The organism is Nonomuraea sp. NPDC050153 (assembly GCF_044460125.1).
GTDB lineage: Bacteria > Actinomycetota > Actinomycetes > Streptosporangiales > Streptosporangiaceae > Nonomuraea.
Genome location: NZ_JBITJQ010000025.1, coordinates 127227 through 152969, shown reverse-complemented (window position 1 = coordinate 152969; position 25743 = coordinate 127227). Strand labels below are relative to the sequence as shown.

Here is a 25743-nt window from a genome sequence, read left to right as displayed (position 1 = left end):
TCGGCGCCCGCCGCCCGCTTCCGGGGGCTCGGGGCCCATCGGCGCGGCGATTCTCAGGGCGCGCGAACAGGCGCAGCCGCTCAAGCGCCCGGAGAGTCGGCGGCTGCGCCCGGTCCGCGTTACCGGCGCAGGCGGTCCAGCAGCTGCGCCTGGTAGAGCGAGGGCGGCAGCAGGCCGGGCTGGTTGGCGCCCTCGATGTACCCGGCCGGCTGCTCGAACGGCCCGTCGCCGGTGATCGTGCCGTGGCAGCCGATCGCGTAGTTCTGGGCGGTCGGCGGTTTCTGCACGATGAGCCTGCTGGTCGACACGTCGCAGTTCCAGGCCACCGAGTGGGCCGCCGACCATCCGTGCGAGGTGCCGTACCGGCCGCGGTTGTAGAGCCCGAGCGTGTAGTCGTAGTGCGGGTCGATGTCCTTGTGGCCGTCGAACAGCAGCGCCTGTGACCACCGGCGGTGGCCCTCGCTGGAGTTGAGCGCGTACTCCGAGGTGCCGCGCAGGAACACCACGCCCGACACCGTGCTGTGGCCGTTGGAGACGAACGCGTGCCTGGCCTTGTACGCGTAGCAGTCGCGGAAGAGCACCTGCTGCGAGTAGACGTAGGTGTTGAAGTTGTAGCGCCTGCTGCCCGTCACGATGCTGACCGGGTCGATGGCCCGGCAGTTCTCGACCGTGGCGCGGGTGGTCTCCTGGGTGGCGACCCCGGCCTGGGTGAAGTGGAGCATCGTGCAGTCGCGCACCCACGAGTCCTCGGTGCGCAGCAGGACGATCGCGTTGTAGGCGTGGTCCTCGTCCTGCTCCGGGTCCCCGTGGTACTCGATGTCGACGCGCAGCCGCTCCACGCCCACCTGGGTGACCAGCCCGGCCCGGTCCCACTTGTACAGGAAGGACGGGGACAGGGCGCGGTTGAGGTGGTTGAAGACCGGAACATCGATTTTCACGACATTTCCGGAAACTTCGCGTACGTACCGGTTGTAGATGATCGGATGCTCGCCCACCTTCCACGCGGGCCCCACGTCGTGGCCGCCGTAGTCGATGGCCTTCAGCCACTCCTCGGTGCAGGGATGGGTGATGACGATGTTGTCGCCGGGCCGCAGCGCGCCCGGGTCGGCGACCGCGAACTCGCGCGCGCCCACCTGCACGAAGTCGGTGGTGATGTCGGTGCGGGTGCCCGCGACCTCGCCCGTCCAGCCGCCGCCCGCCGCGCCGCCGGCCACGATCACGTCGCGGTCCTTCGGGTTGTTGCCGGTGGCCTTGATGATCGTGTTGCTCGCCGGGTCCTCGCCGTCGCCGGTGCCGCGCAGGACCATGCCGCTCGCCCGTACGTACAGGGTGCCCGCCACCGGGTAGACGCCGGGCAGCAGGAGCAGGGCGCCGCGCCGCGCGCGGGGCAGCGCGGCCACCTCGTCGAGCGCCGCCTGGACGTGGGCGGTGTTGTCGCCCTCGATCGGGCGGATCGCCTTGACGACCGGCACGTGCGGGATCGGCCGCTCGCCGTTGCGGTAGCCGGCGTGGCTGAAGTCGGGGACGCGGTTGGCCTCCGCGTCCTGCTCGTAGGCCAGCCGCCCCCACCGGTCGTAGCGCACCAGGCGGGACTGCCAGGCCGTCGAGGCGCTCGCGGGCAGCGCGCCGGCGGCGGCGGACAGCGCCAGCGCTCCGCCCGCCGCGAGCACGGCCCGCCTGCTGAGGTCATGTGCCATGTTCCACCTACCCGATGACGATCTTGTCGAGCTCGGGACCCCGAGCGGTGAGGCCGAAGAACCGGATCGTGTTGACCCCGGCCACCAGGTCCACCGGCACCGTCGCGGTGGTCACCGTGTCCTTGGTGCCGGTCATCGGCACCTGGATCGCGTCGCCGCCGTTGACGCTGATCGAGAACGACTGGGAGCCGTCCACCAGCGCGTGCACGGTCAGCTGCCGCGTCCCGGTGGTCTCCGACAGCACGCCTCTCAGCACGGCGTAGTCGTAGATGTTGCCGCCGATGAGGATGACCTTCCGCCCGCCCGAGCAGACGGCGCAGTAGGCCGGTTCGGCGGCGCCCTCGAAGACGTTGCCGACCCGCTCGGCCTCGTACGTCCCCGGGCTCCGGTCCGGCGGCGGCAGCCGCACCGGCGGCGTCGCGGCTCCGAGCTGCTCCGCCTTCAGGTCCTTGACCAGCAGGTATGTCTCCTGCAGCCCGGCGCTCTTGATGCTGCGGTAGATGCCCCACTTGGGCCGGTTGTACTGCTCCTGCGTCCACCACAGGTCGATGTTCTCGACCTTCTGGTCCACGATCGTCCGCGAGCCGTTCTTCTGGCCGTCACGCAGCACCCATCGCATGTATCCGGCGTCGCCGGACTTGAACTCGATGGTGGTCGTGACCCACTTGTTCTGGATCGGCTCGAGGTCGGCCGTGGCGAAGTCGTGCGACTTGTTGTCCTCGAGCGTCCAGTACCGGGCCGCGATCTTCTGCACGCCGTTCACGACCGGCAGCGAGATCTGCGCGATCGGCGTGCCGACGTCGGAGTTCTTCAGCTGCCAGATGTGGGTGAAGTTCGTGGTCGCGTCGAGCGTGTCCGGGATGTACATCTGGTACGTGATCCGCCAGGTCTCGTCCTTGCGGATCTCCAGCGGGGTGCCGTCCGCGGCCCGCATGCCGCGTACCTCGTTGCGCATGCGATCGGAGCCGTCGCGGTCTTCCAGATGGGCGTCGAACCGCCACCCGCCCTTCTCGGCGCGCACGTGCGGCAGTCCCTCGGGATGCGAGCCGCGCCGGTCGTCCTCCAGGGCCTCGAACGCGTTGACGCCGTCGCGCCACGGGCTGGGGTTCCACCGCGTCTCCCATCGGGGAGACCCGGCGGCAACGGCGTGGGCCGGGGCCGTCTGCAGGAGCAGCGCCATCGCCGCCAGGGCTCCCACCAGGTGCCTTCTCACTGAATCGTCACCCTGTCGAGATCGGGCGCGCTGGCGCCGCCGGTGAGCTGGTGAGCCTGGAGGTTGCGGACCAGGAGGTAGGTGTTCTGCAGGCCGGAGCTGTTGATGCTGCGGTAGATGCCCCACTTGGGCCGCAGGTACTCGTCGTCGCCCCGCCACAGGTCGGTGTTGTCCAGGCGCTTGTCGACGAGCGTGGTGGAGCCGTCCTTGAGCGTCCAGCGCAGGTAGCCGCTGTCGGACGCCTTGAACTCGAACGTCGTGTCCACCCACTTGCCCTGGATCGGCTCCAGGTTCGTGTTGCCGACCTCGTGGGTCTGCTCGGCCTCGTCCCAGTAACGGACGTTGATCTTGGGAGTGCCGCCCGAGATCGGCAGCGACATCGTGTAGAGGGGCGCGCCGGAGCCGGGCACCTTCATCTGCGCGATGTGGGTGAAGCTGCTGGTGGCGTCCAGCGAGGCCGGGATGTACATCTGGTAGCCGATGCGCCAGGTCTCGTTCTCGAGGATCTTGAGGTACGAGCTGCCGCCGGTCCGCATGCCCTTGACCTCGTTGCGCTGGCGGTCGTCGCCGTCGCGGTCCTGGGTATGCATGTCGAAGCGGTACGCGCCGCCGGAGACGTAGATGTGCGTGACGCCGGGGTGCGAGCCGGCGCGGTCGTCCTCGATGCCCTCGAACGCCTCGGCGACGGTGTCGTTCGCCGGGTCCGGGCTCCAGCGCAGCGTCCAGGCGGCCGCCGCGGCGGGGGCGGCGGTGGGCAGTGCGGTGGCGGCGGTGACCGCCAGGGCGGCTAAGACGCCGCCGATGCGCTTGTTCATCAGGCCTCTTTCCTGAGGTGAAGCGTGAACCCGCCGTTGGGGGGCACGGCGAGGTCGAGCTTGCCCCCGGCGGAGACGGTGACCGTCTCGGCGAGGAGCCGGTCGCCTGGGGCGTCCCGGTAGATCTCGGCCGCCCACTCCCCCTGGTCGAGGAAGTCGAGCGGCACGGTGAGCGTGCGGGCCTCGCCCGACACGCCCGCGCCGACGTACCATTCGCCGCCGCTCCTCCTGGCCAGCAGGATGTGGTCGGCGGGGTCGCCGGACAGCAGCCGCGTCTCGTCCCAGGCGGTGGGGACGGCCGACAGCAGCCGCAGCGCCTCCGGCCGGGCCTCGTAGGCCTCGATGCCGTCGGCGAAGTGCTGGACGCCGGACTCGAAGATCACCGACAGCGCGAGCTCGAACCCGGCCGAGATCGTGCGCACGCCGGTGAACGTGCACGGCGTGAAGTCCATCGGGCCCTGCACGTTGCGGGTGAAGGCCAGCGACAGGTAGTGGGTGGGCTGGTAGAGCGGCTGCTTGCCGGGCTTCGGCTTGATCCACTCGGCGCCCTTGACGGCTTCGGCGGTCATGAACTGCGGCCAGGTCCGCTCGGTGCCGCGCGGGATCGTGCCGCCGTGGAAGACCACCATGAGTTCGAGGCGGGCGGTGGCGGCCAGGATGGCGTCGAACCAGCGCATCCGGTCCTGGCCGTCGGACTCGGTGAAGTCGATCTTCACGCCGACCGCGCCCCACTCCTTCCAGAGCCCGAGCTTCTCGCGGTGCTCCAGCTCGGTGTCCACGTGTTGCCAGTGCGACCAGAGCCAGATGCCGACGCCCTTCTCCTTGGCGTAGGCGATCAGCTCGGGCATCCACTCCTTGTTCCAGCCCGCGTCGGCCAGCACGTACGGCCAGCCGTTCGCGGCGGCGAAGTCGACCCAGCGCTTCTGGGCGTCGAGGTCGCGGGTCGAGGGCCCGTCGGACCACCACGACCAGGCGGCGGCCCCCGGCCTGATCCAGGAGGCGTCCTCGACCCTCGACGGCTCCGCGAGGCTGGTGACCAGGTCGTTCTCCACGATCGTGGCCAGGTCGCCGACGACCATCGTGCGCCAGGGGGTGGTGAGCGGGCTGGCGGCGGTCACGTACGGGTCGGGCAGGTCGAGCCGGAACGCGTGGCCGTCGAAGCGCAGGCGGGAGCCGGCGTAGCCGCTGTCCAGGTTCGACTCGGTGACGAACATCCAGGAGCCGCCGGTCTCGAAGAGCGAGGGGTAGCCGTACAGGATGGGCTCGGCGTCGGCGACGCTGCTGTGCCGGTGGATCTCCTCGTAGTCGCAGCGGCCGTTCTCGTACGGGAGCAGCACGGCGCGGGCCTCGGCCGGCAGGACGTACTCGGAGGTCTCCTCCACGACGGTGACCGGCCCGGTCCACGGCACCACGTACCGGTAGGCGACGCCGTGCCCGCCGACGCGGACCTGCACGTCGAGCCGGTGCCCGTCCTTGGTGAAGGACAGCGTCCACTCCCCGGCCTCGTAGCTGTGCTCGCGCCGCTTGCCGGTGGCCGTGCGATAGGTCTCCTCGACCCGCCGCTCGGACATCCCGGACAGCGTGAGCCCCTTGCTCAGGTCGGCGTGGGCGGTCCTGATGCCCAGCCTGGACGGCTGCAGCACCGTCCGCTCTCGGTGGCGCACCTCCAACGTGAGCACGCCCTCGGCGGAGAGGGTCAGCCCCGCTTCCAGGTCCTCGTCACTGAACGTCCAGCTTGGCACGTGCCCTCCAGAAGGATGAAGAGATAGGAGGAGTCGATCGCGGCTCACCGGCCGTCCAGATGTGCGGTGCGGCCGCCGGTCAAGGCATCCGGATCTCCTCACAGTGCGCTAGAGCCTAGGTTGCAAGCGCTTTCAATTCAATTCTTGACGAAGTTAATTACCGGGTCTACGGTACGGCCATGCCTCACGGACTGTCAGAAGGCCAGCACATCAGCTCGTCGATACATCCGACCTCTGCCGCTCGGCTGGCCGAGTTCCGTGAACAACGCCGCGGATTGCCCGTTCACCGGGGGCTCTACACGCTCGCCGCCCGCCACGCGTGGGTCCAGCAGCGCGAGCGCCTTACGGACGAGCGGTACCAGCCCCACTTCGACCCCGACCTGTTCGACCCGGACGCATGGGCGGAGGCGGCGGCCGGCGCGGGAATGCGGCGCCCGGACGTGCCGGTGCCGGTGATCGAGCTCTTCCTTTGAGAGGCCCCCATGGAGATGAACCGTCGCCAGATGCTGGCCTTGGCGGTGGCGGCCGCGACCGCGCCCGTGCTGTCCGCCTGCGCGGACACCAGGCAGCAGAAGCAGGCCGCGGCTCCGGTCAAGTCCGGTGCGCAACTGATCGACCCCAACCGGCCGGGCAGCGACGCCTGGCCGTTCGAGGCGGCCGAGCAGCTCAACAACTCGCTGACGTGGCCGAAGACGAACGTGCCCGACCCGGCGTCCAAGGTGACGATCACGCTGGCGATGACCACGGACGCGGTCACCGAGGTACGCAACGCCCAGTTCGACTTCTTCTTCAAGAAGCGCCACCCGAACATCGAGATCAAGCGGGAGTCGGCGCCCTTCGACCAGTTCCTGACGAAGTACATGACGCAGGCCGCCGGCGGCACGCTGCCCGACGTGCTCTACAACCACTACTCCTGGACGCAGAACCTCATCGCCAACCAGGTGCTGCATCCGGTGGACGAGTTCATCGCCAAGACGCCCGAGTTCGACATGGACGACATCCCGCAGAGCGGGCTCGGCTACTTCAAGCGTGACGGCAAGCTGTACGGCCTGCCCACCGACATGGCGCCCAAGCTGCTCTTCTTCAACAAGGACCTGTTCGACAAGGCCGGGATCGACTACCCGGACGAAAGCTGGACGTTCGACAAGCTCTTCGAGACGGCGAAGAAGATGACCAGCGGGTCGGGCGCGGAGAAGATCTACGGCTTCTCCCCCATGCCGACGCCGTCCCCCGACCTCAGCGCCGTCTTCCTGCTGCCGTTCGGCGCCCGGTTCCTGGACGCCTCCGAGTCGAAGGTGCTGATCAACGAGCCCAAGGCCAAGGAGGCCATGGAGCGCTGGATGGACCTGCTGCTCAAGGACAAGGCGGTGCCGAGCCTGGCCGAGCTGCAGCTGCTGGAGAAGGTGGACCCGTTCAAGACCGGCCACGCGGCCATGCTGATCAACGGCGCCTGGCTGATGCTGGAGCTGTCCAAGCAGACGGCGTTCAAGTGGGGCGCCACGCACATGCCCAAGGGACCCGCGGGCCGCTTCACCCCGGCCGTGGGCAGCGCGCTGGTGATGACGGCCTCCTCGCAGAACAAGGACGCCGCCTGGATCTACATGCACGAGTTCCTGTCGTCCTCCGGCTACAAGTTCCGCCAGATCTCCGCGCCCGCCCGGCAGTCCGCCTGGGAGGACAACGCGAAGGCCGTCGGCATCCCGGACGAGACGGCGAAGCTGGTCAAGGAGATCCTGGCCGACTACGCCTCCGACGACGGCGTGCTGCGGCTGCCGGCCAACAAGAAGGTCGTCGACACGGCCAAGCCCATCTGGGAGCGCGCGATGCTCGGCAAGATCAGCGTGGACGACGCGCTGAAGGAGATCGCCGAGAAGGTCACGCCCGTGCTGGCCGAGAACAAGATCGCATGACCTCCGTCAGCGCCCCCAGCACGCTGGCGCGCCGCGAGGCGCGGCGGTTCCACCTGTTCGTCTCGCCGTGGCTGATCGGGTTCGTGCTCTTCAGCGCGGGCCCGATCCTCGCCGCCATCGTGCTGAGCTTCATGGAGTGGAACCTCCTGAAGCCGCCGAAGTGGGTGGGGTTCGCCAACTACGTGCGCATGTTCAACGACCCCGACTTCTGGGAGTCGATCGAGAACACCGTGCAGTACGGCGTCGGCGCGGTGGCGCTCGGCGTGTCGTTCACGTTCCTGCTGGCGCTGCTGCTCAACCAGCCGCTGCGCTTCCAGGGGCTGTTCCGCACCGTGATGTACCTGCCGTCGGTGGTGTCGGGCCTGGCCACGGCGCTGCTGTGGCTGAACATCCTGCACCCCGACTACGGGCTGATCAACAAGGTGCTGGCGTCGTTCGGCATCCAGGGGCCCGGCTGGCTGGCCTCGCAGGAGTGGGCCATTCCCGGGCTCGTGCTGATGAGCGTGTGGGGCGCGGGCAACACGATCGTCATCTACCTGGCCGGGCTGCAGGGCATCCCGAAGACGCTCTACGAGGCCGCCGAGATCGACGGCGCGGGGTGGTGGCGCCGGTTCTGGAGCGTGACCGTGCCGATGATGTCGCCGGTCATCTTCTTCAACGTGGTGACCGGGTTCATCGCGGCGCTGCAGAGCTACGTGCTCATCCTGGTCATGACCGAGGGCGGCCCCGGCAACGCGACGATGGTGCTGGGGCTCTACATCTACCGCAACGCGTTCGTCTACTTCGACATGGGGTACGCGGCCACGCTGTCGTGGGCGATGTTCGTGCTGGTCATCGCCGTGACCGCGATCCAGTTCAGCCTGGCCAGGCGCTGGGTGCACTACGAGTTCAAATGAGGTCGCCGATGCTCGTCGAGACCGCGGTCAAGCCCGCGCGCTCCCCCAGGCCGGGTGGCAAGCCCCTGAGCTCGGAGCAGGCCGAGCGCGTCAGGAGGATCCGGCGCTCCGGCGCGTACATCCTGCTGGTCATCAGCTCGGCGGTGTTCCTGCTGCCGTTCCTGTGGATGGTGACGACCTCGCTCAAGTCGGACGCCGAGAACCTGGCCTTCCCACCGCAGTGGCTGCCCGACTCCTTCAACTTCGACAACTACGCCAAGGGCTGGAGCGGGTCGCTGCCGTTCAACAGGTTCCTGCTGAACACGATCGTGATCACCGCGCTGTCCATGGCGGGCAACCTCATCTCGTGCATCCTGCCGGCGTACGCGTTCGCCCGGCTGCGGGCGCGGGCGGCGGGCGTCATGTTCACGGCACTGCTGGCGACCATGATGATCCCGCGCGAGATCACGCTGGTGCCGAAGTTCGTGATGTTCTCCAAGCTCGGCTGGGTCGACACGTACCTGCCGCTCATCGTGCCGGAGTTCTTCGGCGTCGCCCTCTACATCTTCCTGCTGCGCCAGTTCTTCACCACGATCCCGCAGGAGCTCATCGACGCGGCCCGCATCGACGGGGCCTCGGAGCTGCGCATCCTGTGGAGCGTCATGCTGCCGCTGGCCAAGCCCGCCATCGCGGCGATCTGCCTGTTCTCCTTCGTGGGCAACTGGAACCAGTATCTGGAGAACTCCATCTACCTGCGCTCGATGGAGAAGATCACTCTCGCGCAGGGGCTGGGCATGTTCAACGGGCAGTATGTCACCCAGTACAACCAGATGATGGCCGTCGCGCTAGTGTCGATGTTGCCCATCCTCATCATCTTTTTCCTGGCGCAGAAGACGTTCATCCGGGGCGTCACGCTCACCGGAATCGCAGGAAGGTAATCCTTGGACGAGGTTCAGGACAAGTACGAACGCCAGCCGTACAGAAGGTGCGGCCGTAGCGGTCTCCTCCTCCCCGCCGTGTCGCTCGGCCTGTGGCACAACTTCGGCGGGGGCAAAGCTCTCGACAGCCAGCGCGCCATCTTCCACAAGGCGCTCGACCTCGGCATCACCCACTTCGACATCGCCGACCGCTACGGCCCGCCGTTCGGCGCCGCCGAGGCCACGTTCAGCCGGCTCCTGCCGCGGTCGATGCGTGACGAGGTGGTCGTCACCACCAAGGGCAGCAATCCCATGTGGGACGGCCCGTACGGCAAGGGCAACTCGCGCAAGCACCTGCTCGCCACGCTCGACCGGTCGCTGACCCGGCTCGGCCTCGACTTCGTCGACATCTTCTACCTGCACCGCGACGACGCGGAGACGCCGCTCGAGGAGCAGGTGGCCACGCTGGATCACCTGGTCCGCACGGGGCGCACCCTGTACGTGGGCGTGTCGAACTTCTCGCCCGAGCGCACGGCGGAGGCCGCCCGACTGCTGCGCGAGCTGGGCACGCCGCTGCTGGTCCACCAGCCGTCCTACTCGCTGCTCAACCGGAAGATCGAGCACGGCCTGCTGGGCGTGCTGGAGCAGGAGGGCGTCGGCTGCGTGGTCTACTCGCCGCTGGCCCAGGGCCTGCTCACCGACCGCTACCTCGACGGCATCCCCGCCGACTCGCGGGCGGCCGAGGGGCGTTTCCTCACCGCCGACCGGGTGACGCCGGAGGTGCTGGCGTTCGTGCGGTCGTTGTCGGAGCTGGCCGCCTCCCGCGGGCAGACGGTGGCGCAGCTCTCCCTGGCCTGGGCGCTCAGGGACCCCCGCGTCACGTCGGTGCTGGTCGGCGCCTCCAGCCCCGAGCAGCTTGAGGCGAACGTGGCCGCCGTGGACCGGCTCGACTTCTCCGACGACGAGCTGGCCGCCATCGACCGCGCCGCCAAGGAGGCCGGTATCGAGGCGTAAGGAGTCGTCTCCCCGTGAGAGCGAGGGCGCTCGCTCGTCACGGGGATCCGCCCGCGTGCGCGGCGATGGCCGCGGCGGGCGCGATCCACCGACGTCACAACTCCATAATGAAACACACTTCCCGTTAGCGTGCTACCTTAAAGGGACCATTGGCCCATTAAGGAGTACCTGTCATGGAATATCGGCAGTTGGGGGCGTCCGGGCTCAAGGTCCCGGCGCTGAGCTTCGGCGCCGGGACGTTCGCCGGGAAGGGCGAGCTGTTCAGCGCGTGGGGCGACACCGACGTGACCCAGGCCCGGCGGCTGGTGGACATCTGCCTGGACGCGGGGGTCACGATGTTCGACACCGCCGACGTCTACTCCGACGGCGCGTCCGAGGAGGTCCTGGGCCAGGCGCTCAAGGGGCGGCGCGAGCGGGCGCTCATCTCCACCAAGGCGGGGCTGCCCATGGGTGACGGGCCCGGCGACGCCGGCACCTCCCGGCAACGGCTGATCACGTCGGTCGACGACGCGCTGCGCCGCCTCGGCACCGACCGCATCGACCTGTTCCAGCTGCACGCCTTCGACGCGGCGACCCCGGTGGAGGAGGTCCTGTCCACGCTCGACTCCCTGGTCAGGGCGGGCAAGCTGCGGTACGTGGGCGTCTCGAACTTCTCCGGCTGGCAGCTCATGAAGTCGCTGGCGACCGCCGAGCGGTACGGCTACCCGCGCTACGTGGCCCACCAGGTCTACTACTCCCTGGTCGGGCGCGACTACGAGTGGGAGCTGATGCCGCTCGGCGTCGACCAGGGCGTCGGCGCGGTGGTGTGGAGCCCGCTCGGCTGGGGCCGCCTCACCGGCCGCATCCGGCGCGGCCGGCCGATCCCCGAGGGCAGCCGTCTGCACAAGACCGCCTCCTTCGGGCCGCCGGTGGCCGACGAGCTGCTGTTCTCGGTGGTGGACGCCCTGGACGAGATCGCCGCGGAGACCGGCAGGTCGGTCCCCCAGGTCGCGCTCAACTGGCTGCTGCGCCGCCCGACGGTCTCCTCGGTCATCGTCGGCGCCCGCGACGAGTCGCAGCTCCAGGAGAACCTGGGGGCGATCGGCTGGGAGCTGACGCCGGACCAGGTGGCCCGGCTGGACGCGGCCGGCGTCACCACGGCGGCCTACCCCTACTTCCCGTACCGGCGTCAGGAAGGTTTCGCCCGGCTCAACCCGCCGATCTGAAAATTTCACCGCGGCGACGGGCGTTCGCGCTGGTCGCCGGGAGGGCGGGGGCGCAGAACGGCCGGTGGTGCAGCGCGACCCAGCCGCCGAACCCGCAATATCCCACCTACGGCCTGTGGGCGTACGTGTACTGAGGCCGGGCGTCCAGCACCGTACCGTTCCGGACCAGAGCCGGCGGCCCGGGGGACGAGGGGCGCAGCCAGGCCACCTCCACCCCCGTGCCGATCAGCTCGAAGACGTAGGCGTCCGGCCGCCCCGGCACCTCCACGCGGCGGACGCCCTCCGCCCCGGCCAGTCGCGACGACAGCTCGGCGAACGCGTCCGCGGACGGGTGCCGCACGGACATCGTGCCGCCCTCGAAGGCCATCAGCCGGAACTTCGAGAACATCAGCTGCAGGAGGTTGTACGGATCGGCCGGCTCGGGCATGTCGGGGCCGAGCTGCCAGCAGACGGTGAGCCGCAGGCCGCTCGACAGGGCCAGCATGTTCCTGATGACGAGGTCGTCGGCGTTGATCCGGTGCCGCAGGTCCTCGAACTCCCGCGGGCAGCCGGTCATGAACATCTGGAGGGTCGGCGGCAGCTCGGCCATCCGGTCGTAGAGCCGTTTCATGGCCGCGCGCACCGGTTCGGTGGTGAGCCGCCCCTCGTGAAGGTCCTCGACGGTCAGGCGGTGCCACGGCTGGATGCCCCCGGCCTCGATCACCTCCGTCAGATGCTCGAACACCTCGGGATACTCGATCGGCACCGGCCCGTTGTACTCGCCCGCCACGACCGGTTTGTCCCCCACGGCCGCGCGCACCTCCTCGATCGTGCGGGGGATCAGGTACGGGTCCCCGTACAGGTGGACGTCGAAGACGTCGTAGGCGTCCCGGCCCTCCTCGATGACCTGGAGGAAGAAGTCCCGCTCGCCGTCGGAATCGTCCTGGGCGCCGAAGACGCCGGGCGGGCAGCCGCCGAGCACCACGGCGGCGTCCGGGTCGGCGCTCTTGACCGCCTGGTGGAAGGCCGCGAGGTGGGCCACGTAGCCGGCGGCCGTGCCGGCCCAGAACAGGGCGATGCAGGGCTCGTTCTCGCACTGCCAGTAACGCACGCGGCCCCGGCAGCGCTCCACGAGGGCGCGCACCGTGGCGGCGTAGGCCGCCGGGTCGAGGGGCGGCGAGGCGGGCAGCAGGTCGGTGGCGCGGGTGGAGCCCCACGGCGAGGCCGCGCCGAGCGTGAACCAGAGCTCGGTGTCGTCGTCGACCTGGTCGAGCACGGCGTCCACCGCCGACCAGTCGTGGCGGCCGGGCTCGGGTTCGAGCTGCGACCAGTAGAAGAACACGCGCACCAGCCCCGCGCCCAGCTCCCTGACCTGCGGGGCGAACGTGTCGGGCTTGTCGACGAGGCCGTACTGCAGACCTCGCACCACTCCGAGTCGAATGTCCATGACCTCACGGTCCCCGGCCGCCCTGGTAAAAGGCTGGCAGCGCGCTGTCAGTCCGTGCGCAGGCGGACGGGGCCGAACAGGCCGGTGCGCCGCTGGCCGGGGAAGACGAAGTGCGTGGGGCTGACCTCGTCCAGGTAGGGGCCGAGGGTGCCGAGGACCAGGATCTCGATCGTGTTCTCGCCCTCGTCGAGCCGTACGTCGAAGGTGTAGGGCGAGCACACCCTGATCCCGCAGGGCCGACCGTTCACGGTGACCTCGGCCGTGCCGCGGACGCCGCCGAGGTCGACCACGCCCGGCCCGGCGGCGGCGGTGACCGTGGTGCGGTAGCGGACGCCGCCGCTGTAGCCGGACAGGCCGCGTTCCTCCCAGTCGCCGAGCCGCATCCGGCCGGGGCCGCAGGTGAAGCGGACCGGGCCGGTCAGCGACCCGGTGACCGCCAGCTCAGTCCCGTGGATCCGCACGGGACCGGTCGCGTCCACCTCGATCCCGGTCACGCCGGGCGGCGGGTCCAGCAGGAGGCGCGTGGGGCGGGGGTGCCCGCCCGGGACCGCGAACACGGCGGGCGGCGCGGTCGCGCGCCCGTCGAGCCAGCCCGCCCCGGGCAGCGGGTGCGGCCGGGGCCGCAGGTGGAGCGCGGCGGGGTCGCCCTGCTGGCGCCGCCGTACGCGGGGCCGCGACGGCCAGCCGGGGCCGGAGACCGCGAGGCCGTCCACCAGCACCCAGCCGTCCGACTCCACGGTGATCGTGTTGGCGCCGGGCCTGAGCAGGCCGGACACGTCGTAGCGGCGCACCCGCGGGATGTCCGCCTCCTCGTACGGGTCGAACCCGCCCTGCCTGCCCGCTTCCGCCCCGTTCACCAGCACCCGGCAGTACGCCGTCGAGGCCACCTGCAGCAGCTCGTACGGGGGCGCGCCGACGTGCACGGTGGTCTCCATGATCCCGCCGATCCACTCGGGCAGGACCGCGTCGCGGGGGTCGGCGACCAGGCAGACGTAGGCCCGCAGGTCGAGCTCCTCGTCGGGGACGAGCCGCAGCTCCAGGAGGTGTTCGCCGGGCGCGAGCGGCGTGCGCGAGACGGCCGCGTATCCCGCGTCGTCCAGCGGCAGCTCCACGCCGTCCAGCCAGACGGTCTTCGCCGCCCCGGCCCCGACCGCCAGCCTGCCCCCGAAGACGTCGGCGGGCACGTCGGCGGGCGCGTCGGCGGGCACGTCGGCGGGCACGTCGGCGGGCACGGTGAGCAGGCTGCGGAAGCGAGCTTCCTCCCCCGCCCCGACCTTCCCGAACGCCAGGAACTCCACGGGCACGTGTCCCTTGGGGCCGAGGGTCTCCCGGTGGATCGGGTCCTTGCGCAGCCCGCGCGAGGGCGACCACACCGACGGCGTCCACGGCCCGGCCCCCACGCGCTGCTCGCCCCGGGGTTCGAACGTCACGTGCACCGGCTCCCCGTCCGGCGTGCGCAGCGTCCAGCGCTCGACGGTGGCGCGGCTGCCGAAGTCCGACCAGGTGTCGTCCAGCGTCGGCACGAGCTCGACGTCCCACTCCTCGCCCAGGTCCACCTCCTGCCGGAAGCTCTGGCGCGGTGCCGGATCGCGGGAGGTCCCGTCGAAGATCAGCAGCGCGGCGGGCCCGTCGTCGAAGGGCACGACGACCTCCACGGCATCCCCGTCCGCGGTGCACGGCAGCGCCCGGGGCTCCCCGCCGAACAGCCCGGCCAGCAGCGGTGTCCCGGAGACGCCCCGCACCTTCACCCTCATCTCGCGGGCGTACCGGGCGGGGTCGAAGTCGATGTCGGCGTCCAGCCAGCCCAGCTCGACGCCGCGCTCCTCGGGCCGCCCCACGCCGATCCTGCTGGCCATGGGGAACGCGGCGGTCAGGAACACCAGCGTGGTCTCCCCGACCTCGCGCACCAGCGGCGGCACCGGCGCCTCGACCCGCCGTTCGAGCCCGGCCAGCGCCGCCCCGAGCCCGTCGGCGCTCTCGGCGAGCACGGCCGGGAGCCCGTCCGGGGCCTCCCCCACCGCGACCAGCAGCCCGCCGCCGGCGGCGAACTCCTTCAGCTGGGCGGCCACGTCCTCGTCGAGCACGGTCACGGCGGGCAGCACGACGGCCCGGTACGCCTCGGTGGAGACGGCCAGCCGCCCGTCGCGCACGCTCGCGCGCCGCACCGAGTCCTCGTCGATCACGTCGGCGTCGAGGCCGAGCCGGTCGAGCACCCCGGGCACGGTCGCGAACCACGCCATGTCGCCCACGAGCTCCCGGTAGACCTCCTGCGCCCGCGCGGCCCGCGCGCCGACGCCGTCCAGCCCGGTACCGGCCTGCGACGTCGCGGTGGGCAGGAGCACCGCGACGTCGCAGGCGTGGCGGCCCAGGGACAGGGCCGCGCACAGGCGGGTCACCGCGTCCGCGAAGACCCGGTGGTGCCGCCAGTAGGGCTGGCGCCAGTCGGTGGACGGCGGCGCCCATTCCCACCAGCCGCGCCGGGTCGTGTAGTAGACGGCGTGGGGGTTGTAGAGGTTGGCACCGGCGCGCAGCCAGGGCAGCAACCAGTCGAAGGTCTCCTCCAGGGTGCCGCCCCAGCCGCTGGAGTGGAACGCCTCGATCCAGGTGCGCGGCCTGCCGTACAGGTGGGCGAGCGAGGAGTGCAGGCGGGCGTCGCCGTGGTGGTCGGAGCCGGGCGCGCTGAACCAGCGATGGGTGCGCGCGTAGTCGGCGTAGAGCCGGACGCCGTCCACGGGACGCCCGGCGCGGGCCGGGTCCTGCTGGTCGCAGCCGTTGAGCAGGCCGTGCCGCTCGTGCCAGGCGGCCAGCGGCCGGAAGAACGCCTCCTCGGCCAGCTCGGCCCGGGTGAGCTGGTAGGCGTGCCAGTCGGGCGCGTCGAGGGTGAACGGCCGGCCGCGCCGGGCCGCGTACTCCGCGGCGAACGTCGGAGACCAGGTGGGCACGGTGGGCAGCTCGTCCTGGAACGACCCGGCGATCACCTTGCCGAACCAGTGGCCGACCCGCCGCTCGAACTCGCCGTGCACCCGGTCGATCAGCACCGCGCACGCCTCGCGCGACAGGTAGTCGAAGCCGCGTGTCGAGACCGTCCCGTCGGGGGCCAGCCACTGCCCGGCGAACTCCGGACGTTCCTGGACGAGACGGGCCTGCAGGTCCGCGCCGGAGAAGCCGAGCTGGTCGTAGAACCACAGATACGCGCCCAGCTCGCAGGCGTCGGCGCAGACGCCGTCCAGCAGCTCCCACCACGCCTCGGACAGGAACGGCGGGTCGTCGGCGTCGGAGCCGAACAGCGGCCCCGACGGGGCCAGGTTGAGGATGACGAGGTTGCGCACTCCTCCGGCGACCAGCCGCTCCATCTGCCAGCGCAGCCGGTCGCGGCGCAGGGGCTCGCCGCTCCACCACCAGATGGCCGCCGGGGAGAACTCTCGCGGCGGCTCCCGGAGCACGTCGAGAACGGTCATCCCTTGAGCCCGCTGGAGAAGCCCTTGATGACGTAGCGCTGCAGCACCAGGAAGACCGCCACGATCGGCAGCGCCCCCAGGACAAGCCCGGCGAAGACGAGGCCGTGGTCGGAGACGTACTGGCCGACGAAGGCGAAGACGCTGACCGGGACCGTCTCGAACCCGGAGCCGCCCAGGTAGAGCAGCGGGGTGAAGAAGTCATTCCAGATGAAGACGGCGTTGAGGATCAGCACGGTGCCGGTGATGGGCCGCAGCAGCGGGAAGACCACCCGGGTGAACGCCGTCAGATGGGAGGCGCCGTCGATCTGGGCGGCGCTGGCGTACTCGCGGGGCAGCGCGCGGATGAAGCCGGTGTAGAGGAAGACCGTGAAGGGCAGCTGGATGCCGGTGTAGAAGAGGATCATCCCGGCGTGCGTGCCGATCAGCCCGAGGTCGGTCACCAGCTCGTAGAGCGGGATCATGCCGAGCTGGAACGGCAGCACGATGCCCAGCAGGAAGAGGACGTAGAGGCCGTAGCCGAGCCTGCTCTGCACGCGGGCCAGGAAGTAGGAGGCGAACGAGCCGAGCGCGATCAGCAGGACCAGGCTCACCACGGTGATCACCGTGCTGTTCACCAGCGACGGGCCGAGCGCGGCGGCCGACCACGCCTTGCCGAAGTTGTCCAGCGTGGGCGGGTCGGGCAGCGCCAGCGGCGTCTGGGAGATCTGGGCCGGGTCCTTCAGCGACAGCGAGATCAGCGTGTAGACGGGGAACAGGAACGCCACCGCGACCGCGATCATCACGATCTCCAGCAGGAACGTCCTTCTCACGCGGCCACCTCCCGGTTGCGCAGATAGTAGACCTGGACGAGGGAGACGGCCGCCACGAACAGGGCGAGCACCAGCGCGATCGCGGTGCTGTAGCCGAACTTGCCGAACACGAACGCCTGCTTGTAGAGCACCGTGGACAGCGTCTCCGTGGCGTAGCCGGGGCCGCCGTTGGTGGCGGCGAAGATCTGGTCGAAGAGCTTGAGCCCGCCGATCGTGGAGAGCATCAGGTTGATCGTCACCGCGGGGGCGAGCAGCGGCCAGGTGACGTAGCGGAAACGCTGGAAGGTGCCCGCGCCGTCGATCATCGCCGCCTCGTGCAGCTCCCTGGGCACGCCTTCGAGCCCGGCCAGGAAGATGACCATGGAGTAGCCGGCGTACTGCCACACGACCATGCCGGCGATCGACCACAGCGCCACCGACGGATCGCCCAGCCAGTCCACGCTCAGGCCGAGCAGCCCGTTCAGGCCGGCCGACGGGTCGGGGTTGTAGACGTACTTCCACAGGAACGCCACCATGACCGGGCTGACGACCACGGGCGCGAAGAAGATCACCCGCAGCAGCGCCCGGCTCTTCAGCCTGGCGTTGACGCCCAGGGCCAGCAGCAGGCCGACGCCGTTCTGGACGGCCACGATGGCCACGGTGAGCAGCAGCGTGTTGCCGATCGAGCCCATGGCCTGCTCGTCGCCCAGGAGCGTGCCGAAGTTGGCCAGGCCGACGAAGGACATGTCCTGGCCGATGCCGCTCCAGTCCGTGAAGGCGTACACCACGCCGGCCGCGGCCGGGTAGAGCACGACCAGCGCGTAGACGACGAGCGCGGGCGCGGCGAACAGCCAGGACGGCGAGCCGGCGCTGAAGCGCCGCCTGCGCCGCGAGAGGGCCGAGCGCCGTTGGACGGTCAGGGAGGTCACTTCTTGTACGCCTCGTCCATCTTCTTCAGCGCCTCGTCGATCGTGGACTTGCCGGCCAGCAACTCCTGGATCACCGCGAAGTGCACCGGCTGCACCTCGGCGTTGGGCCAGCGCTGGTCCATGAACGGCACCGCCCGGTCCTTGGTGAACGGCAGGAACGACTGGACGGCCGGGTCGATGGTCGAGGAGGCGTCCTGGGTGAGCGGGATGGCGGCGATGGCCTTGGCCCAGGCGTTGATGTTCTCCTGCTTGCCGAGGAAGTCGATGAACGCCTTGGCCTCCTCGACGTGCTTGCCCTTGGCGCTGGCGCCGAGGCCGACGACCACACCGGCGGGGATCCACACCTGGTTGGCGTCGTCCGCGCCCGGCACGGGGAACATCGACAGGTCGTCGGGCGAGGAGGCCGCCTTGCGGAAGTCGGGCAGCACGGCCGACACCTGGATCGCCATGCCCGCCTTACCGGTGGCCACCATCGAGATCTGCTGCTCGAACGTGGTGCCGTTCGGCTTGTCGTTGAAGAAGCCGCGCTTCTGCAGCTCCAGGTACATCTCCATGGCCTGGCGCCAGCCCGACTGGGCGAAGGAGGTCTGCCCGGCGAGCTGCTTGTCGTCGAACGTCGGGTCCTTGGCGTAAACGGTCGAGGGCACCAGCGCGTACGTGATGAGCTGGGTGACCCACGGCGTCTGCGCGCCCAGCGCGATCGGCGTGATGCCGGCCTTCTTCAGCTTGTCGCAGACCGCGAGGAACTCCGTCCACGTGGTCGGCGGCGCGTCCACGCCGGCCTTCTCGAACGCCTTCTTGTTGTAGACGGCGCCGATGACCGACGAGCCCGCGGAGTAGATGTAGGTCTTGCCGTCGAGCTGGAAGGCGGGCTTGAAGCCGACGGGGATCGTCTGCGTCCACGGCTGGGCGGACAGATCGGCCAGCAGCCCGGCCTTGGCGATCTGGGTCATGGACATGGCGCTGCCGTTGCCCGGGTAGACCACGTGCAGGTCGGGCGCATTGCCCGCGCCGAGCTGGGTGCGGACCGAGGTCTGCACCTGGTCGGTGGGGGCGAAGGAGGCGGTGAGCCGCACCTCCGGCTTCACCTTCTGGTAGGCGGCCAGCAGCTCGTCCATCGGCGCCTTCTGGTCGGCCACGCCGAGGAACTTCAGGTCGACCCCGGCGGCGGACCCGCCGCCCGTGGTGGCGGTGGTCTCGGGCTTGGTCGAGCACGCCGTGGCCACGGCCGCCACCGCGAGGCCACCCATCATGCGGAAGAACTGGACCCGGCTCAGTCGGGCGTCACGCAGATCGGTCATGTCATGTCTCCTCGACGGCGCTGGGGGAGCCGATACGAACGTTTTAATGACGGGCCTGTTAAGTTAACAGCGGATTCTGTTAAAAATGAGGGATGTCGGGAGGGTACGAGTCGCCCGAGAAGCGTGTCAAGAGTAGGATCCGCAACCGTCCTAGCGAGGGTGAGGGCTCAGGTTGAATTCGCGGCAGCACACCTCCGGCAAGTCCGCCCGGTGGCGGGACATGGCCGAGCACATCGTGCGGCGGGGCTCGGCCACGGTGACCGAGCTCGCGGAGAGCTTCGACGTGAGCGTGATGACCGTGCACCGCGACCTCGACGAGCTGGAGCGCCAGGGCATGGTGCGCAAGGTCCGCGGCGGCGCCACCGCCCAGGCCTCCAACGTCTGGGAGAGCAACATCGCCTACCGGCTCACGGCGCACACCCCCGAGAAGGACGCGATCGCCAGGGTGGTGGCCGGGCTGATCGAGCCGGGCAGCTCGGTGATGCTCGACGATTCGACCACGGCCCTGGCCGTGGCCCGCCACCTGGGCGAGCTGGCGCCGCTGACCGTGCTGACGAACTTCCTCGAGGCGATCAGGCTGCTCGCGGCCACCCCCGACATCCGGCTCATCGCGCTCGGCGGCGAATATCACGCCACCCATGACTCGTTCCTCGGCCTCGGCTGCGTGGACGCGGTCGAGGCGGTCAGCACGGACCTGGTCGTGGTCTCCACCTCGGCGGTCTCCGACCAGTACGCCTTCCACCAGGAGCAGGAGATCGTGCTGGTCAAGCGGGCGATGCTGCGCTCGGGCACCCGCCGGGTCCTGGCCGTGGACGGCTCGAAGCTGGCCAGGGTGGCGCTGCACCGGGTCGCGCCGCTGGAGGAGTTCGACGTCATCGTGGTCGACTCCAACGCGCCCGCCGAGATGCTGCAGCGCCTGCGCGACCGGCATCGGCGGGTCGAGGTCGCGCAGTTGTAACACTCTGATCTGTGATTTGTAACTTAACTCTTGTTACGAGCTTGCCTGCTTGCTACAAAGTGAGGGCTTTCGCCCCCCATCTGAGGAAGCTGCATGCACTCGCGTCGTTCGTTCCTCGGCCTCAGCGCTTTAGCCCTGGCGTTCAGCACCGACCTCGCCGACCCGTGGACCGCCGGGGCCACGGTGAGAGGCGACTACCCCTTCCAGCTCGGCGTCGCGTCCGGCGACCCGCTGCCCGACCGGGTGATCCTCTGGACCCGGCTGGCGGTCCGGCCGCTCGAACCGCTCGGCGGGCTGCCGTACAACAAGATCAAGGTCGAGTGGGAGATCGCCGAGGACGAGGCGTTCACCCGCCGCGCGGGGCACGGCGCCACGTGGGCCGCCCCCGAGTACGGCCACTCGGTCCACGTGGACGCCAAGGGGCTGCGCCCCGGCCGCGACTACTTCTACCGCTTCCGCACCGGCGGCGAGATCAGCCCGGTCGGCAGGACCAGGACGGCGCCCGCGCCGCGCAGCAGCCCCGATTCGCTGCGGCTGGCCTTCGCCTCGTGCGCGTCGTGGCAGGACGGCTACTACTCGGCCTACCGCCACCTCGCGGAGGAGCGGCCCGACGTCGTCTTCCACCTCGGGGACTACATCTACGAGTACGGCATCGTCCCCACGGGCGGGAACCGCAACACGCCGGTGCCCGAGCAGTTCCGGGTGCAGTGCGACACGCTCGACCGCTACCGCGTCCAGTACGGCCTCTACAAGAGCGACCCCGACCTGCAGGCCGCGCACCAGGCGGCGCCGTGGATCGTCACGTGGGACGACCACGAGGTGCTCGACAACTGGGCGGGCCGGTTCGGCCCCGGCGGAGAGGTGTCCGAGCAGGACTACCTGGTGATCCGCGCCAACGCCTTCCGCGCGTACTGGGAGAACCTGCCCCTCAGGGTGCCGGCCGTGCAGGGGCCCGATGCCCGGATCTACCGCCGCTTCGCCTTCGGCGACCTGGCCGAGTTCAACGTGCTGGACACCCGGCAGTACCGCGACGACCAGGTGTGCGGCGACGGGCAGCAGGTCGGCTGCGCCGAGCGGCTCGACCCGGCCCGGCAGATGCTCGGGGCCGAGCAGGAGAAGTGGCTGCTCGACGGCCTGGGCGCGTCCCGCGCCAAGTGGAACGTGCTGGCCCAGCAGATCGCCATGATCCAGCTCGACTACGACGCCGGGCCCGCGCAGCGGCTCAGCATGGACCTCTGGGACGGCTACAGGGCGGCCAAGGACCGCGTGCTGAACGGCATGGTGGACCGGCAGGTCAGCAACCCCGTGGTGCTGACCGGCGACATCCACTACAACCTGGCCGGGGAGCTCAAGGCGAACTTCGACGACCCCTCCTCGCGCACGGTCGGCGTGGAGTTCGTCGGCACCTCCGTCAGCAGCGGCGGCAACGGCAACCCCGCCACCGGCCTGCCGCCCGGCGGCGTCGACCCGGTCAACCCGCATCTGCGCTTCTCCAGCTACCAGCGCGGCTACGTCTCCTGCGAGGTCACCAGGAGCCAGTGGCGGGCGGACTTCAAGGTGCTGCCGTACGTGGACCGGCCCGGCGCGCCGGTCTCCACCAGAGCGAGCCTCGTGACCCTCGACGGCGTGCCCGGCCTGCACGCGCTCTGACAGGAAGGACCGACCATGCGACTCCTCACCGCCGCGCTGGCCGCCACCGCCGTCGTCATGACCGCCCCGGCCGCCTGGGCGCAGGACCCCTCCGAACCCCCGTCGAACCCCTCGCTCACCGTCAGATCGGGCGGCTCCAAGGGCACCGGAAAGCTGACCCCCATCGCGGGCGCCGAGCGGGTCGTGGCCCCGCTCGGCGTGGACCCGGCCTGCCCGGCCAAGATCAAGATCGGCCTGCGCAGCGACGCCAGGAAGCCGTCGTACGCGACCATGTCCGTCGAAGTGACGCAGCCGCTGTCCGTCTCCCGCTCGATGCTGACCAGCTACCTGCCGCCCGGCTACGAGCTCGGCGCGAAGCTGCTGATCGCCGTGCCGCCCACCACGCCGCAGGGCGAGTACGCGCTGCGCCTGAAGACGCCGGACCAGACCCTGTCGGTCCCCGTCCAGGTCGTCACCCTGGACCAGCTCGACAACGGCGGCAACCTCGCCCTGCTCCGCCCGGTCACCGCCTCCTCCCAGCACACCAACGCCAACTACCCGCCGTGCAGCGTCGCCGACGGCGACGCGGGCTCGAACGGCTGGGCCGGGGGCAACGGCTGGAACGACGCCACGGCCAGGACCTGGCCGGACACGGTGTCGATCGCGCTGGGCGGCCCCAAGCAGATCTCCCGCGTCGACCTCTACACCCTGAACACCGAGCGCTACCCGGCCTCGAGCGTCGGGCTGCGCGACTGGGACGTCCAGGCGGGGCTGAACGGCCAGTGGCAGACGGTCGCGCAGGTCCGGGGCAACACCGCGGGCAACGTCCGCTCGGACTTCGCCCCGGTCGCCGCGGACGCGGTCCGCATCGTCGCCCTGGCCTCGAACGGCGCCAACGACTACACCCGCATCACGGAGGTCGAGGTCCGCTAGGACCTCCCGGTCAGCCCTGGCGGCGGGACTTCACCGCCAGGGCCCCCACCACGAACAGCCCCGCCGGCCACAACCGCCGGAACCACAGCCCCGCCCGCACGTCGCGGGGGTCGGCCGCGCGGCCGGCCGCCACGCCTGCACCACGGCCGGCGCCGGCGTGATCGGGTAGAAGAGCAGCGCGCCGAGCCCGACGTCGGACACGGCGAAGGCGTCGTGGGCGGGGTCGGGACGCAGCGCGGGCACGAGGGCGAGCACGGCGAGGCTGAACGCGGCGGCGGCGCCGTACACGATCCACGCGGCCCGTCCGAACAGCGGGCGCGCGTGCTCGGGGCGGACGCCGCGCAACCAGCGCCGCTGCTGGATCGGCGCGACCCTGCCCGCGCGGTCCCCCGTGGTCATCGTGGAGAGAGAGCGCTGACCCGGATGTCACATTCGCGGGGGCTACGACGTCTTGTCTGTGTAGACGCGGCGTACCGAACAGCGAGGTGAGCCCCTTGATCCCCAACACCGATCCCAGCGCCTGGCGGATCGTCATGGACGCCAGCGAGGCGACGCTCTCGAGCGGCCACGAGACACGTGACTTCGACGGCTCTTTCTATCTGAGCCCGGACGAGTCGCTGGCGGGCTTCACGCTGCGGGTCTCCCTGCCCGGCGGGCCCGAGCTCCTGTGGGAGTCGGCGAACCTGGAGGGCGGGACCGAGGTCCGCGGGAGCAGCCTGCTGCACCTGGGCCGCCGGAGGGCACCGGCCGACGTGTCGGGGTTCTGCGCGCGGGTGCCCGTGGGGCGGACCGGGAACACGTACCTGAAGATCGTCCTGGCGGCGACGTTCTCGCCGCTGCGGCTGCGCTGGCCGAGGTGGCGGGTGCGGCCGGTGACGCTGCGGCTGTTCAGCGAGATCCGCCCCACCGTGCTCCCGTCCAGGTGACTCTCGACGCTTCGTAAATGTACGAAGCGTCACGGCACGCCGCGCGATCACGGCTAACCTGCCGTTTCATGATGTACGGCCCCCAGCAGCAGCCACCGTCCAACGCCCCCTATCCCCCGCAGCGGCACCCCACCTTCGCGCCGCCCCCCGTGGTGATCGACGTCGGCGGCGACGCCAAGGTGAAGGCGCTGATCGGCGGCTCCGTCGCGGGCGTCCTCGGGCTCATGGCGATCTTCTCGGCGCTCACCGGGCAGACGACGGGCGGCTCGGGCTCCGCCGTCGCCGTCCTGCTCCTCGGGCTCGTCTTCCTGTTCATCGGGCTGCTGCCGATCATCGCCTGGCGCAAGATCAGCCGGCCGCGCAAGCTCGTCTTCGACGGCCACGGCGTGCGCTGGGACGACCCCCAGGGCAGGCCGTGGGCCGCCCCGTGGGCCGAGCTGTCCGGGGTGGGCATCTCGCGGACCCGCCAGCGCCGCGTCAAGCCGGCCGACTACATCATCCGCAAGACGATGGTCCGCATCGACCTCTTCCCGGCCGACCCGGGCTTCCGCTCGCGCCATCCGGACATGGAGCACCTGTGGGAGTTCCACACGGTCAAGAACGGCTACCGGCTCCCGCTGGGCTCGAACCCCAAGTACATCCCGGTCATCGAACACGCGATGCGGCAGTACCGCCCGGCGATCTACCTGGGCATCCGCGACGAGGGCTTCATGGTGGGCCTGGTCTGAGAAGATCAGCCGAAGTCCAGGAAGACGGTCTCCTTGTCGCCCTGCAGGTGGATGTCGAACCGGTAGACGCCCGCCCGCTCCTCCACGGGCACCAGCGTCCGCCCGCGCTCGGGGGGCAGCGAGCCGAGGAAGGCGTCCTGGGTGAAGTAGATGCGGGTGTAGAGGTGGTGGAGCAGGCCGCGGGCGAACACGCAGACGCTGATGTACCCGTTGCCGGGCGGGAGCGTGCGCAGGGCCCAGCCGCCGTCGGCGTCGGTGGCCACCCGGCCGAACCCCGTGAAGCCGACGCCGCTCCTGCCCAGCAGCGCGCCGCTGACCTGGTCGCGCCGCAGTGTGCCCGGCGCGCCGTCGAGGTTGCCCGACGGGTCGGCCTGCCAGAACTCCAGCAGCGCGTCGGGCACCGGCTCGCCCGCGCCGTCGTAGACGTACCCGTGGACGGTGATCCCGCTTTCGGCGACGTCGCCGCCGCGGGGGATCGGGAGCGCGAAGCCGTAGAACGGGCCCACGGTCTGGGAGGGGGTGGGGTTCACCGGCCTTCCTCCATCCAGGTCGCGGCGGGGCCGTCCAGCACGATGTCCCACCGGTAGCCCAGCGACCACTCCGGCACGGACAGGTCGTGGTCGTAGGCGGAGACCAGCCGCTGCCTGGCCCGCTCGTCGGTGACGGAGCCGAGCACGGGGTCGTACCGGAACAGCGGGTCGTTCGGGAAGTACATCTGCGTGACCAGCCGCTGCGTGAAGGCCGTGCCGAACACCGAGAAGTGGATGTGCGCGGGCCGCCAGGCGTTGACGTGGTTGCGCCACGGGTACGCGCCGGGCTTGATCGTGGTGAAGGCGTAGCGGCCCTCGTCGTCGGTCAGGCAGCGGCCCACGCCGGAGAAGTTGGGATCGAGCGGCGCGGGATGGTCGTCGCGCTGGTGGAGGTAGCGGCCCGAGGCGTTGGCCTGCCAGATCTCCACGAGCTGGCCGCGTACCGGGCGGCCGTCGCGGTCCAGCACCCGCCCCTGGACGGTGATCCGCTCGCCGAGCGGCTCGCCGGCGTGCTGCCTGGTCAGGTCCGCGTCGAACGGGGCGACGTCGGCGACGCCGAAGACCGGCCCGGCCAGCTCCGCGGCCTCCGGGTCCTTCAGCGCGACGAGCGGCTGCTTGGGGTGGCGCAGCAGGCTGCTGCGGTAGGGGGCGAAGTCGCGATCGGGATGGTTCGCCACCTCGCCCGAGCGGGCCCGGTGGAGCTCGGCGATCTCGCGGTCGATGTCGGCTTGGGTGAGGGGTGGGGTCAT

At 70.5% G+C, this 25743-nt stretch carries 23 protein-coding genes; 11 read left to right on the top strand and 12 right to left on the bottom strand.

Features of this window, described 5'->3' with window-relative positions:
- Positions 1-119 precede the first annotated feature (119 nt).
- Genes ACIBQ1_RS42495 through ACIBQ1_RS42480 form a run of 4 tightly spaced genes read right to left on the bottom strand, consistent with a single transcriptional unit; the run spans position 120 to position 5467 of the window.
- The gene (locus ACIBQ1_RS42495) at positions 120-1697 is read right to left on the bottom strand and encodes a hypothetical protein (protein ID WP_397286219.1); all 1578 of its coding nucleotides are present in this window, start codon (positions 1695-1697) and stop codon (positions 120-122) included.
- A 7-nt stretch (positions 1698-1704) separates the two neighbouring features.
- Entirely contained in the window at positions 1705-2910 is a 1206-nt protein-coding gene (locus ACIBQ1_RS42490; RefSeq protein ID WP_397286217.1) for a hypothetical protein, read from the bottom strand.
- The gene (locus ACIBQ1_RS42485; RefSeq protein WP_397286215.1) at positions 2907-3725 is read right to left on the bottom strand and encodes a hypothetical protein; all 819 of its coding nucleotides are present in this window, start codon (positions 3723-3725) and stop codon (positions 2907-2909) included. Before ACIBQ1_RS42485 ends, ACIBQ1_RS42490 begins: the two co-directional genes overlap by 4 nt.
- A complete protein-coding gene (locus tag ACIBQ1_RS42480) occupies positions 3725-5467 on the bottom strand; it encodes a glycoside hydrolase family 97 catalytic domain-containing protein (protein WP_397286213.1) in 1743 nt (580 codons plus the stop codon). Before ACIBQ1_RS42480 ends, ACIBQ1_RS42485 begins: the two co-directional genes overlap by 1 nt.
- Before the next feature lie 179 nt (positions 5468-5646).
- On the opposite strand from ACIBQ1_RS42480, the gene ACIBQ1_RS42475 reads away from it, so the two are divergent.
- The 6 genes from ACIBQ1_RS42475 (at position 5647) to ACIBQ1_RS42450 (ending at position 11388) form a co-directional block, all read left to right on the top strand.
- Positions 5647-5940 (top strand): hypothetical protein, encoded by a 294-nt coding sequence (locus ACIBQ1_RS42475; protein WP_397286211.1) that lies wholly within the window; start codon positions 5647-5649, stop codon positions 5938-5940.
- 9 nt (positions 5941-5949) lie between these two features.
- Positions 5950-7377 carry an ABC transporter substrate-binding protein gene (locus ACIBQ1_RS42470; RefSeq protein ID WP_397286210.1) on the top strand — a complete coding sequence of 476 codons (1428 nt, stop codon included), beginning with the start codon at positions 5950-5952 and terminating at the stop codon, positions 7375-7377.
- Positions 7374-8273 carry a carbohydrate ABC transporter permease gene (locus ACIBQ1_RS42465; protein ID WP_397286208.1) on the top strand — a complete coding sequence of 300 codons (900 nt, stop codon included), beginning with the start codon at positions 7374-7376 and terminating at the stop codon, positions 8271-8273. The genes ACIBQ1_RS42470 and ACIBQ1_RS42465 overlap by 4 nt, the downstream gene beginning before the upstream one ends.
- Positions 8274-8281: 8 nt before the next feature.
- Positions 8282-9190, top strand: coding sequence for a carbohydrate ABC transporter permease (locus ACIBQ1_RS42460; RefSeq protein ID WP_397286207.1), 909 nt, complete (start codon positions 8282-8284; stop codon positions 9188-9190).
- Between the two features lie 3 nt (positions 9191-9193).
- Positions 9194-10183: an aldo/keto reductase gene (locus ACIBQ1_RS42455; protein WP_397286205.1), complete on the top strand. Its 990-nt coding sequence runs from the start codon at positions 9194-9196 to the stop codon at positions 10181-10183.
- Positions 10184-10356: 173 nt separating this feature from the next.
- Positions 10357-11388 (top strand): aldo/keto reductase, encoded by a 1032-nt coding sequence (locus ACIBQ1_RS42450; protein ID WP_397286204.1) that lies wholly within the window; start codon positions 10357-10359, stop codon positions 11386-11388.
- 106 nt (positions 11389-11494) lie between these two features.
- Here ACIBQ1_RS42450 and ACIBQ1_RS42445 read toward each other — a convergent pair whose 3' ends face one another.
- Genes ACIBQ1_RS42445 through ACIBQ1_RS42425 form a run of 5 tightly spaced genes read right to left on the bottom strand, consistent with a single transcriptional unit; the run spans position 11495 to position 19290 of the window.
- Positions 11495-12814: a hypothetical protein gene (locus tag ACIBQ1_RS42445; RefSeq protein ID WP_397286202.1), complete on the bottom strand. Its 1320-nt coding sequence runs from the start codon at positions 12812-12814 to the stop codon at positions 11495-11497.
- A gap of 47 nt (positions 12815-12861) precedes the next feature.
- A complete protein-coding gene (locus tag ACIBQ1_RS42440) occupies positions 12862-16272 on the bottom strand; it encodes a hypothetical protein (protein ID WP_397286200.1) in 3411 nt (1136 codons plus the stop codon).
- A complete protein-coding gene (locus tag ACIBQ1_RS42435; protein ID WP_397286198.1) occupies positions 16269-17081 on the bottom strand; it encodes a carbohydrate ABC transporter permease in 813 nt (270 codons plus the stop codon). The genes ACIBQ1_RS42440 and ACIBQ1_RS42435 overlap by 4 nt, the downstream gene beginning before the upstream one ends.
- On the bottom strand, positions 17078-17989 hold the full coding sequence (locus ACIBQ1_RS42430) for a carbohydrate ABC transporter permease (protein ID WP_397286196.1): 912 nt from the start codon (positions 17987-17989) through the stop codon (positions 17078-17080). Before ACIBQ1_RS42430 ends, ACIBQ1_RS42435 begins: the two co-directional genes overlap by 4 nt.
- The gene (locus ACIBQ1_RS42425) at positions 17986-19290 is read right to left on the bottom strand and encodes an extracellular solute-binding protein (protein ID WP_397286194.1); all 1305 of its coding nucleotides are present in this window, start codon (positions 19288-19290) and stop codon (positions 17986-17988) included. Before ACIBQ1_RS42425 ends, ACIBQ1_RS42430 begins: the two co-directional genes overlap by 4 nt.
- A gap of 172 nt (positions 19291-19462) precedes the next feature.
- Here ACIBQ1_RS42425 and ACIBQ1_RS42420 point away from each other — a divergent pair, with 172 nt between their 5' ends.
- The 3 genes from ACIBQ1_RS42420 to ACIBQ1_RS42410 all read left to right on the top strand — a co-directional run bounded on the left by ACIBQ1_RS42420 (position 19463) and on the right by ACIBQ1_RS42410 (position 22810).
- Positions 19463-20248: a DeoR/GlpR family DNA-binding transcription regulator gene (locus ACIBQ1_RS42420; RefSeq protein ID WP_397286192.1), complete on the top strand. Its 786-nt coding sequence runs from the start codon at positions 19463-19465 to the stop codon at positions 20246-20248.
- Positions 20249-20341: 93 nt separating this feature from the next.
- Positions 20342-21898, top strand: coding sequence for an alkaline phosphatase D family protein (locus ACIBQ1_RS42415; RefSeq protein WP_397286190.1), 1557 nt, complete (start codon positions 20342-20344; stop codon positions 21896-21898).
- A gap of 15 nt (positions 21899-21913) precedes the next feature.
- Positions 21914-22810 (top strand): discoidin domain-containing protein, encoded by an 897-nt coding sequence (locus ACIBQ1_RS42410; RefSeq protein ID WP_397286188.1) that lies wholly within the window; start codon positions 21914-21916, stop codon positions 22808-22810.
- Positions 22811-22840: 30 nt separating this feature from the next.
- Here the strand turns inward: ACIBQ1_RS42410 and ACIBQ1_RS42405 are convergent, their stop codons facing one another.
- Positions 22841-23209, bottom strand: coding sequence for a hypothetical protein (locus ACIBQ1_RS42405; RefSeq protein ID WP_397286186.1), 369 nt, complete (start codon positions 23207-23209; stop codon positions 22841-22843).
- 95 nt (positions 23210-23304) lie between these two features.
- Here ACIBQ1_RS42405 and ACIBQ1_RS42400 point away from each other — a divergent pair, with 95 nt between their 5' ends.
- Entirely contained in the window at positions 23305-23736 is a 432-nt protein-coding gene (locus ACIBQ1_RS42400; RefSeq protein ID WP_397286184.1) for a hypothetical protein, read from the top strand.
- A 68-nt stretch (positions 23737-23804) separates the two neighbouring features.
- Entirely contained in the window at positions 23805-24464 is a 660-nt protein-coding gene (locus ACIBQ1_RS42395) for a hypothetical protein (RefSeq protein ID WP_397286182.1), read from the top strand.
- Between the two features lie 5 nt (positions 24465-24469).
- Here ACIBQ1_RS42395 and pcaG read toward each other — a convergent pair whose 3' ends face one another.
- Together pcaG and pcaH are read right to left on the bottom strand one after the other, a co-directional pair.
- Positions 24470-24994 carry a protocatechuate 3,4-dioxygenase subunit alpha gene (gene pcaG, locus ACIBQ1_RS42390; RefSeq protein ID WP_397286180.1) on the bottom strand — a complete coding sequence of 175 codons (525 nt, stop codon included), beginning with the start codon at positions 24992-24994 and terminating at the stop codon, positions 24470-24472.
- Positions 24991-25743, bottom strand: coding sequence for a protocatechuate 3,4-dioxygenase subunit beta (gene pcaH / locus ACIBQ1_RS42385; RefSeq protein WP_397286178.1), 753 nt, complete (start codon positions 25741-25743; stop codon positions 24991-24993). Before pcaH ends, pcaG begins: the two co-directional genes overlap by 4 nt.

Excerpts from the sequence above, each read along its gene's own strand:
- ACIBQ1_RS42495 (WP_397286219.1), bottom strand. The coding sequence starts at position 1,697 with ATGGCACATGACCTCAGCAGGCGGGCCGTGCTCGCGGCGGGCGGAGCG.
- ACIBQ1_RS42485 (WP_397286215.1), bottom strand. The coding sequence starts at position 3,725 with ATGAACAAGCGCATCGGCGGCGTCTTAGCCGCCCTGGCGGTCACCGCC.
- ACIBQ1_RS42475 (WP_397286211.1), top strand. The coding sequence starts at position 5,647 with ATGCCTCACGGACTGTCAGAAGGCCAGCACATCAGCTCGTCGATACAT.
- ACIBQ1_RS42470 (WP_397286210.1), top strand. The coding sequence starts at position 5,950 with ATGGAGATGAACCGTCGCCAGATGCTGGCCTTGGCGGTGGCGGCCGCG.
- ACIBQ1_RS42465 (WP_397286208.1), top strand. The coding sequence starts at position 7,374 with ATGACCTCCGTCAGCGCCCCCAGCACGCTGGCGCGCCGCGAGGCGCGG.
- ACIBQ1_RS42460 (WP_397286207.1), top strand. The coding sequence starts at position 8,282 with ATGCTCGTCGAGACCGCGGTCAAGCCCGCGCGCTCCCCCAGGCCGGGT.
- ACIBQ1_RS42450 (WP_397286204.1), top strand. The coding sequence starts at position 10,357 with ATGGAATATCGGCAGTTGGGGGCGTCCGGGCTCAAGGTCCCGGCGCTG.
- ACIBQ1_RS42445 (WP_397286202.1), bottom strand. The coding sequence starts at position 12,814 with ATGGACATTCGACTCGGAGTGGTGCGAGGTCTGCAGTACGGCCTCGTC.
- ACIBQ1_RS42440 (WP_397286200.1), bottom strand. The coding sequence starts at position 16,272 with ATGACCGTTCTCGACGTGCTCCGGGAGCCGCCGCGAGAGTTCTCCCCG.
- ACIBQ1_RS42425 (WP_397286194.1), bottom strand. The coding sequence starts at position 19,290 with ATGACCGATCTGCGTGACGCCCGACTGAGCCGGGTCCAGTTCTTCCGC.
- ACIBQ1_RS42415 (WP_397286190.1), top strand. The coding sequence starts at position 20,342 with ATGCACTCGCGTCGTTCGTTCCTCGGCCTCAGCGCTTTAGCCCTGGCG.
- ACIBQ1_RS42410 (WP_397286188.1), top strand. The coding sequence starts at position 21,914 with ATGCGACTCCTCACCGCCGCGCTGGCCGCCACCGCCGTCGTCATGACC.
- ACIBQ1_RS42405 (WP_397286186.1), bottom strand. The coding sequence starts at position 23,209 with ATGACCACGGGGGACCGCGCGGGCAGGGTCGCGCCGATCCAGCAGCGG.
- ACIBQ1_RS42395 (WP_397286182.1), top strand. The coding sequence starts at position 23,805 with ATGATGTACGGCCCCCAGCAGCAGCCACCGTCCAACGCCCCCTATCCC.
- pcaH (WP_397286178.1), bottom strand. The coding sequence starts at position 25,743 with ATGACCCCACCCCTCACCCAAGCCGACATCGACCGCGAGATCGCCGAG.